The organism is Novosphingobium rhizovicinum (assembly GCF_040813635.1).
GTDB lineage: Bacteria > Pseudomonadota > Alphaproteobacteria > Sphingomonadales > Sphingomonadaceae > Novosphingobium > Novosphingobium rhizovicinum.
In genome coordinates this window covers 279,859-297,656 of sequence record NZ_JBFNXR010000021.1, presented here as the reverse complement: position 1 = coordinate 297,656, position 17,798 = coordinate 279,859, and the positions used below count along the sequence as shown (strand labels likewise).

Annotated in this window: 24 protein-coding genes; 12 read left to right on the top strand and 12 right to left on the bottom strand. The window is 61.7% G+C overall.

Going from position 1 to position 17,798, the window contains the following annotated elements; genetic code table 11:
* Nucleotides 1-7: 7 nt before the first annotated feature.
* The gene (locus ABUH87_RS06180; RefSeq protein WP_367772148.1) at nucleotides 8-1,528 is read right to left on the bottom strand and encodes a fumarate hydratase; all 1,521 of its coding nucleotides are present in this window, start codon (nucleotides 1,526-1,528) and stop codon (nucleotides 8-10) included.
* A 176-nt stretch (nucleotides 1,529-1,704) separates the two neighbouring features.
* On the opposite strand from ABUH87_RS06180, the gene ABUH87_RS06175 reads away from it, so the two are divergent.
* Genes ABUH87_RS06175 through ABUH87_RS06155 form a run of 5 tightly spaced genes read left to right on the top strand, consistent with a single transcriptional unit; the run spans nucleotide 1,705 to nucleotide 5,162 of the window.
* Nucleotides 1,705-2,301 (top strand): protein-L-isoaspartate O-methyltransferase family protein, encoded by a 597-nt coding sequence (locus ABUH87_RS06175; protein ID WP_367771253.1) that lies wholly within the window; start codon nucleotides 1,705-1,707, stop codon nucleotides 2,299-2,301.
* 2 nt (nucleotides 2,302-2,303) lie between these two features.
* Nucleotides 2,304-3,815 carry a TolC family outer membrane protein gene (locus ABUH87_RS06170; RefSeq protein ID WP_367771250.1) on the top strand — a complete coding sequence of 504 codons (1,512 nt, stop codon included), beginning with the start codon at nucleotides 2,304-2,306 and terminating at the stop codon, nucleotides 3,813-3,815.
* Complete coding sequence (locus tag ABUH87_RS06165) at nucleotides 3,812-4,273, top strand: DUF2497 domain-containing protein (protein ID WP_367771247.1); 462 nt, start codon at nucleotides 3,812-3,814, stop codon at nucleotides 4,271-4,273. Before ABUH87_RS06170 ends, ABUH87_RS06165 begins: the two co-directional genes overlap by 4 nt.
* A gap of 56 nt (nucleotides 4,274-4,329) precedes the next feature.
* Nucleotides 4,330-4,761, top strand: a complete 432-nt coding sequence (locus ABUH87_RS06160; protein ID WP_367771244.1) for an acyl-CoA thioesterase — start codon at nucleotides 4,330-4,332, stop codon at nucleotides 4,759-4,761.
* Complete coding sequence (locus ABUH87_RS06155) at nucleotides 4,743-5,162, top strand: (2Fe-2S) ferredoxin domain-containing protein (RefSeq protein ID WP_367771241.1); 420 nt, start codon at nucleotides 4,743-4,745, stop codon at nucleotides 5,160-5,162. The genes ABUH87_RS06160 and ABUH87_RS06155 overlap by 19 nt, the downstream gene beginning before the upstream one ends.
* 9 nt (nucleotides 5,163-5,171) lie before the next feature.
* Here the strand turns inward: ABUH87_RS06155 and ABUH87_RS06150 are convergent, their stop codons facing one another.
* Nucleotides 5,172-5,465 (bottom strand): hypothetical protein, encoded by a 294-nt coding sequence (locus ABUH87_RS06150; protein ID WP_367771236.1) that lies wholly within the window; start codon nucleotides 5,463-5,465, stop codon nucleotides 5,172-5,174.
* A gap of 147 nt (nucleotides 5,466-5,612) precedes the next feature.
* On the opposite strand from ABUH87_RS06150, the gene ABUH87_RS06145 reads away from it, so the two are divergent.
* From ABUH87_RS06145 to xth, 3 genes are read left to right on the top strand one after another with little or no spacing between them, the layout of a single operon-like run.
* Entirely contained in the window at nucleotides 5,613-6,041 is a 429-nt protein-coding gene (locus tag ABUH87_RS06145) for a CBS domain-containing protein (protein ID WP_367771233.1), read from the top strand.
* Between the two features lie 52 nt (nucleotides 6,042-6,093).
* Nucleotides 6,094-6,426 carry a HesB/IscA family protein gene (locus ABUH87_RS06140; protein WP_367771230.1) on the top strand — a complete coding sequence of 111 codons (333 nt, stop codon included), beginning with the start codon at nucleotides 6,094-6,096 and terminating at the stop codon, nucleotides 6,424-6,426.
* Entirely contained in the window at nucleotides 6,396-7,199 is an 804-nt protein-coding gene (xth, locus tag ABUH87_RS06135) for an exodeoxyribonuclease III (protein WP_367771227.1), read from the top strand. The genes ABUH87_RS06140 and xth overlap by 31 nt, the downstream gene beginning before the upstream one ends.
* A gap of 57 nt (nucleotides 7,200-7,256) precedes the next feature.
* On the opposite strand, the gene ABUH87_RS06130 is transcribed toward xth, so the two are convergent.
* The 10 genes from ABUH87_RS06130 to ABUH87_RS06085 all read right to left on the bottom strand — a co-directional run bounded on the left by ABUH87_RS06130 (nucleotide 7,257) and on the right by ABUH87_RS06085 (nucleotide 13,708).
* Nucleotides 7,257-7,856, bottom strand: coding sequence for a cell wall hydrolase (locus ABUH87_RS06130; protein ID WP_367771224.1), 600 nt, complete (start codon nucleotides 7,854-7,856; stop codon nucleotides 7,257-7,259).
* A 243-nt stretch (nucleotides 7,857-8,099) separates the two neighbouring features.
* A complete protein-coding gene (locus tag ABUH87_RS06125) occupies nucleotides 8,100-8,429 on the bottom strand; it encodes a DUF1491 family protein (RefSeq protein WP_367771221.1) in 330 nt (109 codons plus the stop codon).
* Nucleotides 8,430-8,440: 11 nt separating this feature from the next.
* Complete coding sequence (locus ABUH87_RS06120; protein WP_367771218.1) at nucleotides 8,441-8,935, bottom strand: PaaI family thioesterase; 495 nt, start codon at nucleotides 8,933-8,935, stop codon at nucleotides 8,441-8,443.
* The gene (locus tag ABUH87_RS06115; protein WP_367772146.1) at nucleotides 8,910-9,371 is read right to left on the bottom strand and encodes a PTS sugar transporter subunit IIA; all 462 of its coding nucleotides are present in this window, start codon (nucleotides 9,369-9,371) and stop codon (nucleotides 8,910-8,912) included. The genes ABUH87_RS06120 and ABUH87_RS06115 overlap by 26 nt, the downstream gene beginning before the upstream one ends.
* Before the next feature lie 114 nt (nucleotides 9,372-9,485).
* Nucleotides 9,486-10,004 carry a ribosome hibernation-promoting factor, HPF/YfiA family gene (hpf, locus tag ABUH87_RS06110; RefSeq protein ID WP_419956676.1) on the bottom strand — a complete coding sequence of 173 codons (519 nt, stop codon included), beginning with the start codon at nucleotides 10,002-10,004 and terminating at the stop codon, nucleotides 9,486-9,488.
* Nucleotides 10,005-10,073: 69 nt separating this feature from the next.
* Nucleotides 10,074-10,757 (bottom strand): DNA polymerase III subunit epsilon, encoded by a 684-nt coding sequence (gene dnaQ, locus ABUH87_RS06105; protein WP_367772144.1) that lies wholly within the window; start codon nucleotides 10,755-10,757, stop codon nucleotides 10,074-10,076.
* 50 nt (nucleotides 10,758-10,807) lie between these two features.
* Nucleotides 10,808-11,440, bottom strand: a complete 633-nt coding sequence (coaE, locus tag ABUH87_RS06100) for a dephospho-CoA kinase (protein ID WP_367771212.1) — start codon at nucleotides 11,438-11,440, stop codon at nucleotides 10,808-10,810.
* Nucleotides 11,437-12,255, bottom strand: coding sequence for a shikimate dehydrogenase (aroE, locus tag ABUH87_RS06095; protein ID WP_367771209.1), 819 nt, complete (start codon nucleotides 12,253-12,255; stop codon nucleotides 11,437-11,439). Before aroE ends, coaE begins: the two co-directional genes overlap by 4 nt.
* Nucleotides 12,252-12,863 carry a Maf family protein gene (locus tag ABUH87_RS06090; RefSeq protein WP_367771206.1) on the bottom strand — a complete coding sequence of 204 codons (612 nt, stop codon included), beginning with the start codon at nucleotides 12,861-12,863 and terminating at the stop codon, nucleotides 12,252-12,254. The genes aroE and ABUH87_RS06090 overlap by 4 nt, the downstream gene beginning before the upstream one ends.
* The gene (locus ABUH87_RS06085) at nucleotides 12,863-13,708 is read right to left on the bottom strand and encodes a pyruvate, water dikinase regulatory protein (RefSeq protein WP_367771203.1); all 846 of its coding nucleotides are present in this window, start codon (nucleotides 13,706-13,708) and stop codon (nucleotides 12,863-12,865) included. Before ABUH87_RS06085 ends, ABUH87_RS06090 begins: the two co-directional genes overlap by 1 nt.
* Before the next feature lie 334 nt (nucleotides 13,709-14,042).
* On the opposite strand from ABUH87_RS06085, the gene hemE reads away from it, so the two are divergent.
* From hemE to ABUH87_RS06065, 4 genes are all read left to right on the top strand, one after another.
* Entirely contained in the window at nucleotides 14,043-15,068 is a 1,026-nt protein-coding gene (hemE, locus tag ABUH87_RS06080; RefSeq protein WP_367771197.1) for a uroporphyrinogen decarboxylase, read from the top strand.
* 32 nt (nucleotides 15,069-15,100) lie between these two features.
* Nucleotides 15,101-15,541, top strand: coding sequence for a CopD family protein (locus tag ABUH87_RS06075; protein ID WP_367771194.1), 441 nt, complete (start codon nucleotides 15,101-15,103; stop codon nucleotides 15,539-15,541).
* 239 nt (nucleotides 15,542-15,780) lie between these two features.
* Complete coding sequence (gene rho / locus ABUH87_RS06070) at nucleotides 15,781-17,037, top strand: transcription termination factor Rho (protein ID WP_367771191.1); 1,257 nt, start codon at nucleotides 15,781-15,783, stop codon at nucleotides 17,035-17,037.
* 25 nt (nucleotides 17,038-17,062) lie between these two features.
* Nucleotides 17,063-17,767, top strand: a complete 705-nt coding sequence (locus tag ABUH87_RS06065; RefSeq protein ID WP_367771188.1) for a TerC family protein — start codon at nucleotides 17,063-17,065, stop codon at nucleotides 17,765-17,767.
* Nucleotides 17,768-17,798: the final 31 nt, after the last annotated feature.

Here is a 17,798-nt window from a genome sequence, read left to right as displayed (position 1 = left end):
ACTGGGTTTAGACAGTCTCGCTCTCGCGCGCGATCCGCTCTTTCCAGACAAGCGGCGCCAGCTGGTGCACGTTATTGCCCTCCGAATCGACGGCCACCGTCACCGGCATGTCCTGCACGCTGAACTCGTAGATAGCCTCCATTCCCAGATCCTCGAACGCGAGTACCTTCGCCTCGCGGATGGCACGCGCCACGAGGTAGGCCGCGCCCCCCACGGCCATGAGGTAAGCGACCTTGTGCTTGGCGATCACCTGCGTGGCGCCCTGCCCCCGCTCCGCCTTGCCAATCATGGCGAGAAGACCGAGGTCGAGCATCATGTCGGTGAACTTGTCCATGCGAGTCGCTGTCGTCGGGCCTGCCGGTCCGACAACTTCACCGACAACCGGATCGACAGGACCGACGTAATAGATCGCGCGTCCTCGGAATTCGACCGGCAGCTCTTCACCGCGTGAGAGCATGTCCTGAATGCGCTTGTGCGCGGCGTCGCGACCGGTGAGCATCTTGCCGTTCAGCAGCAGGCGATCGCCATGCTTCCAGCTCTGCACCTCTTCATGCGTCAGGGTGTCGAGATTCACCCGCTTTGCCTGCGCATCCGGCGCCCACGAGACGTCGGGCCATTCGTCAAGGTTGGGCGTCTCAAGGAAGCTCGGACCGGAACCGTCGAGCACAAAGTGCGCGTGGCGCGTTGCCGAGCAGTTCGGGATCATCGCCACCGGCTTGCCTGCCGCATGGCAGGGCCAGTCCTTGATCTTGACGTCAAGAACAGTGGTGAGGCCGCCCAGGCCCTGAGCGCCGATGCCGAGCGCGTTGACCTTGTCGTAGAGTTCGACTCTCAGAGCCTCGATATCGTTCTGCGGCCCACGAGCCTTCACGTCGTGGATGTCGATCTCTTCCATCAGCGACTGCTTGGCGAGCAGCACCGCCTTCTCCGCCGTGCCGCCGATGCCGATGCCGATCTGACCGGGCGGACACCAGCCCGCGCCCATCTGCGGGATCATCTCGAGAACCCAGTCAACGATCGAGTCGCTGGGGTTCATCATCTTGAACTTGGTCTTGTTCTCGCTGCCGCCCCCCTTGGCTGCGACGTCCACATGCACCGTGCTGCCCGGCACCATCTCGACCGCCATCGTGCAAGGCGTGTTGTCCTTGGTGTTACGGCGGGTAAAGGCGGGATCGGCGACGATCGAGGCACGCAACTTGTTCTCGGAGTGGTTGTATGCGCGCCGGACGCCTTCATCGACGACCTCCTGAAGCGACTTGTCCGACTCCAACCGGCAGTTCTGGCCCCACTTCAGGAAAACGTTCACGATTCCCGTGTCCTGACAGATCGGCCGATGACCCTGCGCGCACATCTTTGAGTTGGCGAGAACCTGCGCCATCGCGTCCTTCGCGGCGGGATTCTCCTCACGCTCATAGGCGGCGCCCAGCGCACGGATGTAGTCCATGGGATGGAAGTAGCTGATGTACTGCAGAGCATCGGCGACGCTCTCGATTAGGTCTTCTTCGCGGATGGTCACCATGTTAGCCATGGACGCAGGCACGGATTCGGGCACGGGCGTTGCACTCCTGATACGGTCTTGCGCGGTTCCATAGTCGCGAGCCCCCCTTTCCGTCAAAGCGCTTGGCCTCTGGATCGGCATGACTTAGAAGGCGCAACCAGGATACTGCCCGCGAGGCCACGGGCATTGAGGGAATTTGTAAGCAGATGACGGTTACCGAGGAACGCCAGGACACCTCGCTGGCGGCGCGCCGGGCCATGATCGATAGCCAGCTTCGGCCCAGCGGCGTAAGCGAACCGTGGGTGCTGGAGGCGATGCTTTCGACCCCGCGTGAGGATTACGTGCCGGCGGAGATGCGCTCTGCGGCTTACATTGATCGCGCCATCCCGCTGGGTAATGGCCGGATGTTGGCCGCACCGCTGGTTCAGGGCCGGCTTCTCGGCGAAGCGCGTCCCACGCGTGACGACAAAGCACTGCTCGTCGGTGACGGTTCGGGCTATCTGGCGGCGCTATTGCGCCCGCTTGTGGGTTCGCTCGAAGCCGTGGAGCCATCGCAGGCCAACGCGCCGGGAGAAGGCGGGTACAGCCTGATCGTGATCGATGGCGCGGTGGAGGTTCTTCCCGAGGCACTGACAGATCGCCTGCGCGAAGATGGGCGTATTGCGACGGGCCAGGTGTTGCGGGGAGTCACGCGTCTCGCGGTGGGCCGCAAGGCAGCCGGAACGGTGGCGCTTCTGCCGCTGGCCGAAATGGGCATTCCCGTTCTTCCCGAATTTGCCGCTCCCAAGCGCTGGAGCTTCTGAGGGTGACCCGGTTGGCGGGGTCCACCGGGCTCCGGATCGCCTTGGGGCTTTCGTTGACGGCGTTGGCCAGCGCGAGTCATGCAGACACTCTCGCGGAAGCGCTCATGCGCGCCTATCGCACCAACCCAACGCTGGAATCAGCGCGCGCGCAGCAGCGTGCACTTGACGAGAATGTGCCGATTGCGCGCGCCGCCGGCCTGCCGAGCGTCACTTCGGAAGCGAGCTACACCGAGTTCGTCGAGCGCAGCGTCAACCAGTTCACGGCACCACGTCGAGCGATCGCCGCGCGCGCCAACCTGGGTGTGCCGATCTATTCGGGCGGCGCGGTCAAAAATCAGATCAAGGCCGCGAAGTTGCGCGTCGAGGCAGGGCAGGCGGAGTTGCGTAGCACCGAGTCGGAGCTATTCAGTCAGATCGTCGCTGCCTACATGGACGTGATCCAGAACCAGGCGATCGTGGGCCTCAACCGTAGCAACGTCAGCGCACTGGGTACCAACCTGGAGGCGACCAGCGACCGGTTCCAGTTTGGCGACCTGACGCGCACGGATGTCGCACAGAGCGAATCGCGTCTGGCGCTGGCCCGGGGCGACTTGCGAACTGCAGAGGCAAATCTCGCCGCCGCGCGGGAACGTTACATCGAGCTTGTGGGCACGGCACCGGAGGATTTACAGCCGCCCCCACCGCTCCCCAATCTGCCGGCAACTCCGCAGGAAGCCGTAGCGCTGGCGATCGAGAATAATCCGGACATCATCGCCGCACATGAGCGGGCCAAGGCCGCTGAGCGCGACATTGACGTTGCGGGGGCCGAGCGCCTCCCAACGGTCAGTCTGTTTGGCTCTGGAAGCTACAACAATTATCTCGACACTCTGGGTGGCCCGATCTCCAATACTCTGGCTCAGACAGATCGGTCCGCACAAGTCGGGGCACAGCTTTCCCTGCCAATATTCCAGGGCGGCCGTCCCGCAGCCCAGCGCAGGCAAGCACAAGCACAGGCCGCCGCTGCACTTGAGACCGAGATCGCAATCGAGCGCAACGTCATCGCGCAGGTCCGCTCGGCCTACACATCGTATATCGCCGCGAATGAACTGATCGCCCTCAACCAGACGGCAGTCGATGCGGCCGCCCTCAGCCTGGAAGGCGTCCGTGCGGAGAACACGGTCGGCAACCGCACCATCCTCGATATTCTGGATGCCGAGCAGGAGTTCCTGCAAGCGCAGGTGCAACTCGTGATCGCCCGTCGCAACGCCTATGTGGCAGGCTTTACGCTGCTCGCCGCCATGGGCCGGGCAGAAGCACGGGATCTCAATCTCGACGGCGGCGTACTTTACGATCCAGAGGTCAATTACCGACGGGTGCGGGGCAAGTTCTTCGACTTTGACGATGATCCAGAGCCCGTTGCAACCTCCACCCGGACAGTGGAAACACCGGTGCAGAGCGGCGATATCTCACCCGCTGACGCACCGCCGTCGCTGATAGATCGCTCAAAGCTACTACCAGGGGAAATGGCGCCATGAGGCAGAACGGCGAACCCAGCGTCGAAGAGATCCTCGCTTCGATCAAGCAGGTCATCGCACGCGACAGCCGCGCGGGCATAGCGTCAACTGAAACCGCGCGAGGTCAACCGCCGGAGGGTGATTCTCAACAGTCCGCCGAGACGAAAATGAGCGCCGAAGAGGACGTTCTCGACTTGTCGGAGACCATTCGGCTGGACGCGTGCGAAGTCGCTGCCGACTCGCCGCTTCTCACCGAGGACGCGAGAGCCGCGATGCGGGATTCGCTGGCGGCGCTGGCGGCCCTCTCCGGCCCCGGCGCCGCACCGCAGATCGTCCGCTCGGGCGAGACCTCGCTTGAAGGACTGGTGCGCGACATGTTGCGACCAGCGTTGACCGAATGGCTCGACAAACACCTGCCGGCACTCGTCGAGCGGCTCGTCGCAGCCGAGATCGCCCGCATCGTCGGTAAGAAGGGTTAGCAGGCGGATCGGGTCCGCTCTGGACGTAGCTTCGCGCAGATCCTAACTCGTCGGGCATGCCAAAGCCCGATCCAGTTCTGCTCGCTCCTGAATGCTACCCCTTTACCTGCCGAATTGAGTCGCGTTTCAGCGACCTCGATTTCAACATGCACATCAATAACGTCTCGATGGCGAACCTGTTCGAAGAGGCACGCGCGCGATTTCATCGTGCGGTGGGCTATCGCAAGGCAGCCTCAGGACTTTCGCCGATGGTGGCGAGTGTGGGGATCGAGTACCTCGGCGAAGGCGCCTACCCCGATCCCGTGGATGTTCATGTGGGTCTGGAAGGAACCGGCCGCAGCAGTCACCGAGTCGTGAAGCTGGCGACCCAAGCGGGCCGCGTGCTAGCTTTTGCAAGGACCGTGATGGTGACGGTCGGCCCGGAAGGTCCAGTCCCGCTGCCGGACGAGGTGCGTATCGCATTCGAGCCATGGAAGATCCGCACGTGACGGCGAGCGACAAAGAACTGCGCAAAGCCCGCGAAGCTTTGGCCAAGGCCGGTGGCCACGGAATTCATCGCCAGATTTTTCTCTGCGCCGAGCCGCAAAAGGGCGAGTGCTGCCGGCCCGAGGTGGGAGCGGCCTCGTGGAAATACCTGAAAAGGCGCTTGAAGCAGTTGGGGCTCGACGGGCGTGGCGGCGTGGCGAGAACTAAAGCGGACTGCCTGCGGATCTGCGCGGCAGGGCCAGTTGCAGTCGTCTGGCCCGACGGTGTCTGGTATCACTCCTGCACCGAGGATACGCTCGAGCGCATCATTCAGCAGCACCTGATCGGTGGTCAGCCAGTGGAGGAGTTTCGCTTGCGACCGACGCAGGACGACATCATCGCTGGCCCCGCACCGGAAGACTGAGCGCAGCGTTCAGCGGTTTCGCTCTTCCTCCAGCTTGTCGACGATCGACTCGTCATGTCCAGTGCCGCTGGACAGGAAAAGCAGGCCCATCAAAGCTGACGTCAGCAGCATCGTGAACCCGATGCCCAACGCGGCCGCGATGTACATATGGATCGAGACCAGACCGTTGCTGCGATAGAGTACCCACAGCGAACCGGCCACGAGCGTAACCGTGAGCAGCATCATCCAACGCATGATGCGTCGGTATCGTGCCCATGCGTAGGCGGCCTTCTCAGGATCGTCCAAGGGAGAACGCGGAAACATGCCGTGCTATGTGCGTTCATAGCGCGCGCACTGCAAGGGCAGTGCGGCAACTGCGGTCCTTTTTAAAGTCACCAGCCCGCCCAATTGGCCTCCGCGCAAGAGCTGTGGTATCCTTCCGAGACAGGATAAAAGCGGGAGAGCACGACGATGACGATCGGGCATCTTATCGAAGGCCGCAATGCGGCGATCGTGACCTGCAGAACCGACACGCTCGTGAGCCAAGCGGCCGCTCTTCTCGCCGAGCGTCGCATCGGCGCCATGCCTGTCATGGACGGCGACTCCATTGCCGGAATATTCTCCGAACGGGACGTCATCTACGAGCTGCGTGAAACGGGGGCCGCGGCGCTCTCCATGCGGGTGGCTGAGGTCATGACGGCTCCTGCCGTCACAGTCGAACCGCAAACATCCGTCCTTGCCGCACTTTCGCTGATGACAAGGCGGCGCATCCGCCATCTTCCGGTGGTAGAAAATGGTACGATGATCGGCTTCGTTTCGATTGGCGATCTCGTGAAACACCGGATCGACCAGATCGAAGCCGAAGCGGAAGCGATGCGAACATACATCCAGACCGCTTGAGCCCGTAGCGGCGCCGCTTGCCGCGCGGGCGTGCGCCGCCTACATCGGACCCATGGAAACAGCCTCGCTTACTCTCAGCCCGTCCGCCGCTGCACGCGTAGCGGCGATTGCCAGCAAGCAGGACAAGCCGGCAATCCTGCGGCTCTCCGTCGAGGGCGGAGGCTGTTCCGGTTTCCAGTACAAGTTCGGCCTGGCCGATGCCGCCGATCCGACCGATCTGGTGGTGGAGACCGATGGCGTGAAGCTTGTGGTCGACGACGTGAGCCTCGGCCTCGTGGACGGCTGCGTCGTCGACTACGTTGAGTCGCTTGGCGGTGCGGCTTTCCGCGTAGAGAACCCTAACGCGAGCGCCGGATGCGGCTGCGGATCGAGCTTCGCGGTGTGATCCGGATCGCCTCTTTCAATATCAACGGAATCAAGGCTCGTCTCCCCCGCCTGCTGGAGTGGCTGGAGGAGACCCGCCCGTCCGTCGCCTGCCTGCAGGAAATCAAGACTCAGGACGAAGGGTTTCCTGCCGCCGAGTTCGAGAAGATTGGGTACAAGGCCATCTGGCACGGCCAGAAAGGCTTCAACGGTGTTGCCATTCTCGCTGACGGCGCTGAGCCGGTGGAGGTCCAACGCGGACTGGCTGGGGAACCGGAGGACGAGCACTCACGATACATCGAGGCCGATGTTTTCGGTGTTCGCGTCGCCTGCATCTACCTGCCGAATGGCAATCCGCAGCCGGGACCAAAGTTCGACTATAAACTGCGCTGGATGGAACGATTGCGCGGTCGCATGCGCGAGATCGCCCGCGAGGAAGTCCCGGCGATCGTGATCGGCGACTACAATGTCATTCCGAACGATTGTGACGTGTGGTCACCGCCCGCCATGGCATCGGACGCGCTCATGCAGCCTGCGTCACGCGACGCATACACTCGGCTTCTGCATGATGGCTGGACTGATGCGCTCGGCACACACAATCCCCAAGGCGGCGTGTGGACTTTCTGGGATTACCAGGCTGGCGCATGGCAGCGCGACCACGGTTTCCGGATCGATCATGCTCTGCTGTCGCCCGAACTTGCCGACCGTCTGGTCGCCTGTGGCGTCGACAAGGCTCACAGAGGCCGTGAGAAGGCCAGCGATCACGCGCCCGTGTGGGTCACCCTGCGGGACTGATCCCGCAAGGAAGACGCTACACAGGCGAACAGAGCGCTCCTTCGAGCGCTCCGCTCCTCAGCGATAGAAGATGTGATTGTCGACGCGGGCGAGGCGGGTAAGCCGCCAGCTCGGAGAGACGCGCGTCGCGTGGAAATAGAGGGCGTCCTTGACCTCGCTATCCCAGCTCCCCTCATGCGCGATCTGCGCTACGGCTACCGCCTCGCGCCAGGCGCGCGATCCAGCGCGCACCTTGGGCATGCTCTTGCCGCGTACGAAGGAGAACTGCGAAGGCTGGTACACCACACCGCAATAGCTCTGGGGGAAGCGCGCGGATTCGGCGCGATTTACGACAACCTGACCGACAGCGAGCTGCCCTTCCAGAGTTTCGCCACGCGCCTCGAAGTAGATGGCGCCTGCCAGGCAGCGCATCTCAGGGCTCAAATTGTCCACGTCAGCCTGTGCCGCAACAAGCGCCCCCAGCGTCGGCGCTGTGCGCGCTTCTGCGAAGGAGGTGGATTCCTGCTCAGCCGTCTGTGTCGTTCCAGTGCCGACCTTCGGTAGCGCCTGGACAACCGGCTGGGAAATGAAGCTGGTCGATGCGTCCGGGAGAGCCTGCCTCGGGACCATCACCTCTGCCGCCGCTCCTGCGCCCTGAGCACCGAAGACCGCGGCCATCAACGTTCCGGCAAACGCAGCTGCGCTCGCCAAACGATACTTGCTTCGCATTTAAAACGATCAACTAGCGGTGAGCATCCGTCACAAGCGGGGAACCAATTGTCCCTGATGCACGTTGGTATTCCGTGCGCGCCTGCCGATGGCCCCCCGTCTGCGTGCTAGCTGGGATGCCGAACTGCCTCCCGAGCCGCTTTCGCGTTTGAGCGATGCGGCAAATAGTCCTGAACAAGGTTAAGTCAATCTTCAATATGTGAGATCGTCGATGAAGCGTTCGCCCTGGTGGACGTCCAGTTCGATGATCCACAAATCACCGTCCTGCTCACTGCGCCGATTCAAGTAAGCAGCAAAGGCTTGTGGATCCTGCGAATCTTCGGTCTTCGAAAGGACCCATTTACGAGTGCCGTCGAGCTGAGGCATCCGCTCATATGCTCTGGCCTGCGCACCTCTTTCGGCGACAACGATGAGCAAGGAGCCGGCGTCGGGCTCGCCTTTGGCAAGTACGGTGGCGAAGCCCCCCTCCGATTCGACTCGGCGTATGAGAGCGGTCGCTTCTAGGCGAGTGGGGAGTCGCATCGTGCTTCTTGTCAGCCCCTCACGCGCACGCCGGAGTACCCGGGAAGGCTGGAGAGCGGGATGCGCGAGCGCATGAAGGTGCCGGTGCCGCGCCCAACCTCTTCGCCTTCTTCGTCGATCAGACGAGACTCTGCCACCAGAACCCGCCGACGCCCGCTCACCCAATGGCCTTCCGCAACGATGCTGCCGCCGCGGATAGGCTTTGTCAGGTGCAGGTTGAACGCTGTGGTCAGGAGAAAGCGGTCGGTGACCAGGGTGTTAGCGGCATAGAACGCTGCATCATCCAGCATCTTGAAATAAATGGTGCCATGAGCGGCACCGGCCGCATGGAAAACGTCCTGCTCAACCGAGAAGACGATTCGCGACCGACCCTCGGCGGGGATCGTCAGAGCGGAACGAAACAGCTGATTGATGGGCGCAGAGGCATAGAGACCCTCCAGCGCTCGCCAATGTAACTCGGCGCCCTGCGACGGGGAGGAGTCAGGCAGCGTCGCGCTCGATGACATTGGAGAGCAGGCTGTAAAGCGCTTCCGGACCGGGTGCGGAGATGAGCGCTGCATGCATCCGCTCGTCTCGCATCATTCGTGAGATCGCCGCCAGCGCATGCAGGTGCGTAGCACCCGCGCCATCGGGAGAGAGCAGGCCGAACACAAGATCCACGGGCATTCCATCGGCCGCATCGAAGTCAATCGGCTTGCCCAGGCGGATCACGGCAGCGACAGGGCGCGCCAGCCCTTTTATCCGAGCGTGTGGAATTGCGACGTTTCGACCGAAACCCGTGCTTCCGAGCTGCTCGCGCTCCGCGATGCGACTCAGCACGAGATCCCGATCCAGATCGTAGACGTGGGCGAACAAGTCCGCGAGCCGTGTCAGGACCGAGTGCTTATCGTCGCCATCCGCAACGATCACGGCCTCTGGCAAAAGATTGAAAAGGGCGCTCATCCGACTTTCAGCTTCGTATCCGATCGGCTCCAGTATCATCATCAAACGAGGCCGGGCCCGGAAACCGGGCGCCGACCTCAATCCTGCGATGTGAAACGCGTCGCGTTTAGGGCGTCAGGAAGGCTCAACCCACCCGATTGAGCCGTCGCCGCGGCGGTAAACCATATTGTGACGGCCGGTGCCAGCGTTTTTGAAAAGCAAAGCCACCGTATTGCGCAAGTCGAGCATCATCACGGCATCGGAGACCGTTGCTTCCGGTACGTCGACCCTTGTTTCGGCAATCACGACCGGTGCGTCGGCCTCGACTTCATCTCCCTCACCCTGTTCCTCGAAGATCGTATAGCCAGCTTCCTCTGCGGCCATCGCGTGGGCGCTCTGCTCGCTGCGATCGTTCAACCGGCGCTTGTAACGGCGCAGCTGCTTGTCGATCTTCTCTGCGGCCTGGTCGAACGCGACGTGCGCATCCTGTGCCATTCCGCTGCCCTTCAGCACCAGGTTCTGCATCACGTGCATGATGATGTCGCACCGGAAGCCGTTAGCCGGGCCTCGCCCGAACGTGACGTGGCTGGAGAGCGCGCGACTGAAGTACTTCTCCGCCATCGCGTTGAGGCGATCGCTGGCATGGGTCTGCAGCGCTTCGCCCGTATCTACCTGATGACCGGAAACGCGAATATCCATGAGCGACTTCTCCTCTTGTGGTAATCAGTTGGACCAGATCGGCGTGTCCACGCTATTCAGAAACGCCAGGTGAGCAGCCAGTTCCTCAGCGCTTGCGGAATGTGGGCGAGGTGCCCTGAAGGGCCGCTCACGTGGGAGCAGCTCTCGAGGCCCTTCGAAGACGGCGACTGTCTCGGAAACGAGTTCCAGACCGATCTGGCGCCCACCGCACAGCTCTACATAAACCTGCGCCAGAAGCTCCGCATCGAGAAGGGCGCCGTGCAGGGTACGATGGCTGCGATCGATGCCATAGCGCGAACAAAGTGCGTCCAGAGAGAGCTTCGAACCGGGGTGCCGGACTCTGGCAAGCGCCACCGTGTCGATCATGCGTGAGCGACAGACAGGCGGGTGGCCGCATATGCCAAGCTCCGCGTCCAGAAAGCCAAAGTCGAAGCTGGCGTTGTGCGCCACCAAAGGGCTGTCCGCGAGGAACTCGAGCAGCTCTGCAACACGCTCGGCGAAGGGCGGCTTGTCAGCGAGGAATGCTTCGGACAACCCATGAACAGCCTCAGCCTCGGCAGGCATGGACCGGCCCGGATTGAAGTAGGCGTGAAACGTACGCCCCGTAGCGATGCGGTTGATCATCTCGACGCAACCGATCTCTACCATTCTGTCTCCGGTTCGGGGATCCAGACCGGTGGTTTCGGTGTCGAAGATAATCTCGCGCATCATGCTCCATATCTGCCCGCAATCGTCGGGACGCAAGGCCTCCAGCGGCTTTAGGCCGTTGAAGAAAGCTGATGGACGAGACGTTCCACCGCTTTGCGGGTACTCGCAAGGTCCACGCCGGTGTCGATGATGAAGTCGGCCAGTTCGCGTTTCCTGGCATCCGGAACCTGAAGAGCCAGGATCTGTTCGAACTTCTCTTCGGTCATACCCGGTCTGGCAAGAACGCGAGCGCGCTGCACGCCTGGGGGCGCCGATACGACCGCCACAGCGTCCAGGTCCTGCGCTCCTCCCTTCTCGTACAGGAGGGGTATATCGAACACGACCAGCGCCTTGTCTGCGTTTTCCTTGAGGAACGTACGCCGCATCTCGGCCACGGCGGGATGAACGATCGCTTCGAGACGTCTGAGCTCCTCACGATTCCCGAACACCTGGGCTCCCAACTTGGTGCGATCCACGCCGGCCGGAGTCGTTGTACCCGGAAAAGCAACTTCGATCGCCGGCAGCAGAGTGCCGCCAGGCCCCTGCAAGACGTGAACCGCAGCATCCGCGTCGAAGACCGGGACGCCAAGGTCCTGGAACATCGCGGCGACGGTTGACTTGCCCATGCCAATCGATCCGGTCAGGCCCAGAATCTGAGGTCGTGCCGAAGTCTTGGGTCTTGAATCTGCACTGCGATCAGTCACACGCCAGATCCTCCCAGAATGCGGCGTCTCAATTCCGCATCTTCATGGCGAGGCGGCCGCATGCCGAAAAACCGAGCGAAAGCGTGATCCGCCTGACCTATCAGCATTGCCAGGCCATCCACTACCGTGAGGCCGCGTTCAGCGGCGTCCTGCAGCAGAACGGTGTGCAATGGGCTTGTAACGATGTCGTACACCACGCCGTCTGCCGCGACATGATTGAGGAGGGGAGGCAGCGCAGGCTGACCGGTCATCCCCAAGGCAGACGTATTCACGAGCAGATCTGCCTGAGGGACACTTGCACCAAGGGGAACCGCGCTCCCCTTTAACCCGAATTCGGAAAGGAGCGCTTCGGCTTTGTCCAAGCTGCGGTTCTGGATCGATACCCATGCAGTCCCTGCGTCCGCAAGTGCGGCAAGAACAGCTCGCGCGGCACCACCTGCACCGATGAGAGTGACGGTTTCAAACCGTCGCCCTCCAAGAGGCTCGAGGAAGCCAGGCGCATCCGTATTGTACCCCGTGAGAGCACCGTCGCTCGTGCGTACGACAGTGTTCACCGCGCCAATTCGCTTCGCAACGGAATCGACACTGTCGAGCAGCGGCATGACCTCCTGCTTGTGCGGCATTGTCACATTGCATCCGCGCCAAGCAGCATCTGAACGACGCTCGTGAAGATAGCGTGAGAGGTCGCCTTGGGTGACGTGACACCGGCCATAGCGGCCACTCAGTCCCAATCGCTCAAGCCAGAAGGAGTGGATCGCGGGTGACTTGGACTGGGCGATGGGATCCCCGATCACCTCGGCGTAGGGGCTTGTCACGGGGACAACGCTCCGAGTTCGCGCAGGAACTGCAACACCGCTAGCAGCGGCATGCCGAGTACGGTGAAATGATCGCCTTCGATGGCCCGGAAGAGTTGCACGCCTCTCCCCTCTATCCGGAACACGCCGACACATCCGGAGACCGCAGGCCACTCATGATCGAGATAGTCTTCGATGAAGCGGTCGGACAACTGCGCGACTTGGAGCGAAGCGACGCTTACCTGCGAGCGCAAAACCTCGCCGCCACGAGCGATGACGGCGGCGCTGTGCAGATGCATGACTTTTCCGGAAAAGAACCGAAGATGCTCCACAGCGTCGGAACGGCAGGCCGGTTTGTCGAACCGTCTACCTCCGCACTCGACAAGAGAGTCGCTACCCAAGACCAGCTCCTCGGGAGCTTGTAAGCATACCGACAACGCCTTGGCGCGAGCCAGTTCGAGAGCGACAGTCTGTGGCCTTGCGGCAGGCCCTAGCTGCGCTTCAAGCGCTCTCTCGTCCAGATCAGCCGGAATACTACGGTACGCCACACCTGCAGCATCGAGCATCGCCCGCCGTGACGCACTCTTGGAGGCAAGAACCAGGCCTCCTGTCTCACTCTGACTGGCCATCAGATCGGCTTCGGGCCGGCAGTGGCCTGTGCACCGGCAGCCATTCTTTCATTGTAGAGGTTTATCACGGCAGCGGCGGTTTCCTCGATCGAGCGACGGGTCACGTCGATGACCGGCCAGTTGTTATCCGCAAACATGCGCCGGGCGAACTTCAGCTCTCGTTCGACCTTTTCCTGGTCCACGTAGTCCGTGTCCGGCGACTGGCTGAGCGAGAGGAGCCGGTTACGCCGGATCTGGATTAAGCGCTCCGGCGCAGTTGTCAGTCCCACGACCAGAGGCCGTTTGAGGCCGAATAGCGCGGAGGGCGGAGGGCTCTCGATCACGATGGGGATATTGGCGACCTTGTAACCGCGATTGGCGAGATAGATGCTGGTCGGAGTCTTGGAGGAGCGTGACACCCCCGCCAGCACCAATTCGGCGTCCTCCCAGTCTTCCCAACCGACGCCATCATCATGCGCAATCGTGAACTGGATTGCGTCCACACGCGCAAAGTAGGCCTCGTCCAGCCGGTGCTGACGTCCCGGCCGGCCTTTCGCCTCCTGGCCTAGTAACCCCTCGAGCGCGTCGGTGACGCCGTCCAACACTGCAATCGCAGGCAGCCCCAGCGCCTGGCACCGGGCCTCCAGCTTCCCACGGGTCTCGTCGTTGACCAACGTGAAGAAGACGAGCCCGGGGTTGGCGGCGATCTCTCCCATGATCCGGTCCAGGTGCTGCTGCGAACGAACCATGGGCCAGAAGTGCCGGACCACGTCAGTATCGTCGAATTGAGCCAACGCGGCTTTGGCGATCATCTCCAACGTCTCGCCGGTGGAGTCCGACAGCAAATGAAGGTGAAAGCGCGCCATGGAGCGTCTGACGGATCCCTACTGGAGAGGTCTGTGGATAGCGCGCGCATAAACCACGGGACAGAACCGGTGACAACTCGCTTGAGCGATTCAGCCCCCGCTAACTGCTCTTGGATCGTCATCTTGTGGACAGGTCGAAGCAGTCCTGCACAGCCTGGGGATAAGGCGAAGAACCTTTCCTTGACCGCATGGCGAACCGGAGTCGCATCGGGGCTCAGGGCTGTTCATATCCGGACAATTCAGGCAAGACGCCGCCTTCCCCGCTATCCACAGGGCCAACAACCTTCATCAACTCTATTCTAATAATAATGATTCTTATGGGACCCTCGACGCGATGCCCGGACTTCTCCTAAACGTACTCAAAGGCGAGAACGCCAGACCACGGCCTATCTGGCTCATGCGTCAAGCCGGCCGCTACTTGCCCGAATATCGCGAGCTCAGAGCCGAGAAGGGCGGATTCCTTGCACTTGTGTACGATACCGACGCGGCTGCAGAGATCACGCTGCAACCGATCCGGCGGTTTGGCTTTGACGGGGCGATCCTCTTCTCGGACATCCTGATCGTCCCCTACGCCATGGGACAAGATCTTACCTTCCTGGCAGGAGAGGGTCCGAAGCTGACGCCGCGGCTTGCAGAGACAACCCTGGCCAGCCTCGAAGCTGTGTCTCAACGCCTCTCGCCGATCTACGAGACGGTCGCCAAGGTACGGGCAGGGCTTTCTGAGGACAGGACGCTGCTGGGCTTTGCCGGCAGTCCCTGGACTGTTGCCACGTACATGGTTGCGGGTGAGGGAAGTCGCGATCAGCACGAAGCGCGAGCGATGGCCTATGCCGATCCGCAAGGCTTCCAGGCCATCATCGATGCCATTGTGACTGTAACAATCGAGTACCTTTGCGGACAGATCGCCGCTGGCGCAGAGGCAGTACAGCTTTTCGACTCATGGGCCGGGAGTCTCGCGCCTTCAGAATTCGAGCGCTGGGTTGTTGCGCCCAACGCTGCCATCGTGGCGGCCCTGAAAGCACGCTATCCGGAGGTCCCCGTCATCGGCTTTCCAAAGGGCTCTGGCGAGAAACTCCCCGCCTATGCCCGCGAGACGGGAGTCGATGCCGTAGGTCTCGACGAGACCATAGATCCGCTCTGGGCCGCACGCGAACTTCCTGCCGGAATGCCTGTTCAGGGCAACCTGGATCCGCTTCTGTTGCTTGCCGGAGGCGCCCAGTTGGAACATCAGGCGCTCCGCATTCTCGATGCGTTCGCCGATCGCCCGCACGTCTTCAACCTCGGCCATGGCATTGGTCAGCACACACCGATCGCGCATGTAGAGCAATTGTTGTCCACTGTTCGCGGCTGGACGGGCTGACAAGAGGCGCTACCTGAGGCTAAGATGCAGGCATGGAGCAACTCTCGATGATTTATCTGTGGCTCAAAGCCGGCCACGTGATCTTCGTGATCTTCTGGATGGCGGGGCTTTTCATGCTCCCTCGCTTCTTCGTCTACCATCAGGAAAGCGAAACGGGCTCGGCAGAAGAAGTGCGCTGGATCGAGCGTGAAGCCCGCCTGCGCAAGATCATCCTGACGCCATCGCTGATCGCCGTCTGGCTGTTCGGAATCGCCATTGCGACGACGGGGCAATGGTGGAGTGGCGGATGGCTGCACGCGAAGCTGCTCTTCGTCATCCTGCTGACCGGCTATCACGGCTGGATGGTGAGCTACTCCAAGAAGCTGGCAAGCGGCACTCGGCGGCTGTCCGGCAAGGCGCTGCGCCTCTTGAACGAAGTACCCGGTCTTGCCGCGGCGGTTATCGTGGTGCTTGCAATCGTAAAGCCGTTCTGAGCTATCGCCTCCCAACGGGTCTGGGCAAAACACCACAAAACAAGGTCAGCCTCGACGGTGCCTCGCTCTGCCGCGTAGCGCGTTGGATTGCGTTGACGCTGAACGGCTCTAGGCTTATCTGACAGCGCGTCCCGGCGCAGGGCCGCATCACGCGCCTCTACCTGGATCTGCTTTCTCCAAGCCCATCGATCCGCCGGCCGTTCCGCAATTCCTCTCCGGAAAATCGCAAAGTAGCCTATATGCACCTCAAAGAACTCAAGCAGAAAACTCCCGCTCAGCTGGTGGAAATGGCCGAGGAACTCGGCGTCGAAGGCGCATCGACCATGCGTCGCCAGGATCTGATGTTCGGCATCCTCAAGGAAGTTGCCGAGGACGGTGAAGAGATCATGGGTCTGGGCACGATCGAAGTGCTGACCGATGGTTTTGGATTCCTTCGTAGCCCGGAGGCGAACTACCTCGCGGGGCCGGACGATATCTATGTCTCGCCGAACCAGGTTCGCAAATGGGGTTTGCGTACCGGTGACACTGTCGAGGGTGAGATCCGCGCTCCGCGCGACGGCGAGCGGTACTTCGCCATCACCAAGCTGACCAAGGTCAATTTCGACGATCCGGACGTTGTGCGCCACCGCGTCAACTTCGACAACCTGACGCCGCTCTATCCTGATGAGCGCCTGAACCTCGATAGCCTGGATCCAACGGTCAAGGACAAGTCGGCTCGGGTCATTGATCTCATCAGCCCCCAGGGCAAGGGCCAGCGCGCCCTGATCGTTGCACCGCCGCGGACCGGCAAGACCGTGCTGTTGCAGAACATCGCCAAGGCCATCACCGATAATCATCCTGAGGTTTTCCTCCTCGTCCTTCTGGTGGACGAGCGTCCGGAGGAGGTCACCGACATGCAGCGTTCGGTGAAGGGGGAAGTGATCTCCTCCACCTTCGACGAACCGGCTCAGCGCCACGTTCAGGTGGCCGAGATGGTGATTGAGAAGGCCAAGCGACTGGTCGAGCACAAGCGCGACGTCGTTATTCTGCTCGACTCGATCACGCGTCTGGGCCGCGCCTACAACACCGTGGTGCCGAGTTCGGGCAAAGTTCTGACCGGTGGTGTCGATGCAAACGCCCTGCAGCGTCCCAAGCGCTTCTTCGGTGCTGCGCGCAACATCGAGGAGGGCGGTTCGCTCTCGATCATCGCTACGGCTCTTATCGACACGGGCAGCCGTATGGATGAGGTCATCTTCGAAGAGTTCAAGGGTACCGGCAACTCCGAGATCGTGCTGGATCGCAAGGTTTCCGACAAGCGCATCTTCCCCGCGCTCGATGTGGGCAAGTCGGGTACGCGCAAGGAAGAGCTTCTCGTGCCGAAGGATCAGCTCTCGAAGATGTGGGTCCTGCGCCGCATTCTCATGCAGATGGGAACCGTCGACGCGATGGAGTTCTTGCTGGACAAGATGAAGGATTCGAAGACCAACGAAGACTTCTTCGCGAACATGAACCAGTAAGAGGGGCAACATCTTGGATCTGCTGATGACGCTAGCCGCTGCGGCGCCCTCCCTTCAGGGCCCCGGCGAGATCTGGCAGCACATCGTCAATGACTTCTCGAATATCGGCACGCCTGCGGCGATGTCGGCGTTCATTCAGGTCTTGATGATTGACCTTGTGCTGGCGGGTGACAACGCCATTGTCGTAGGGGCGCTGGCGGCCGGCCTCCCTGCGGAACAACGCAAGAAGGTGATCCTGATCGGGGTGCTCGCCGCGCTCGTGATGCGAGTCGCCTTCGCACTTATCGTGACGTGGTTACTCGGTATCGTCGGGCTGGTTTTCGCAGGCGGACTGCTGTTGCTCTGGGTGGCGTGGAAAATGTACCGCGAATTGCATGCTGGCGGCCATTCGCCCGGCTCACCCGAGATCGTTGGTGACGAGGACTCCGGCGTTAATCCTGCAAAGACCTTTGCCGGGGCGGCGTTCTCCGTTGCGCTGGCCGACGTCTCGATGAGCCTCGACAACGTGCTCGGCGTCGCGGGTGCCGCACGTGATCATCCGGGCATTCTCATTGTCGGACTCGTATTCGCTGTGCTTCTGATGGGCTTGGCGGCGAATGTCATCGCGCGTTACATTGAGCGTTACCGCTGGATTGCCTGGTTCGGCCTCGCGGTCATCCTCTATGTTGCAGCCAAGATGATTTACGACGGTTGGGTCGATCCCCAGCTGGGCGTTGGAACGCTGTTCTAAGTATCGACATCCCTCATCGGCGCGACTCTAT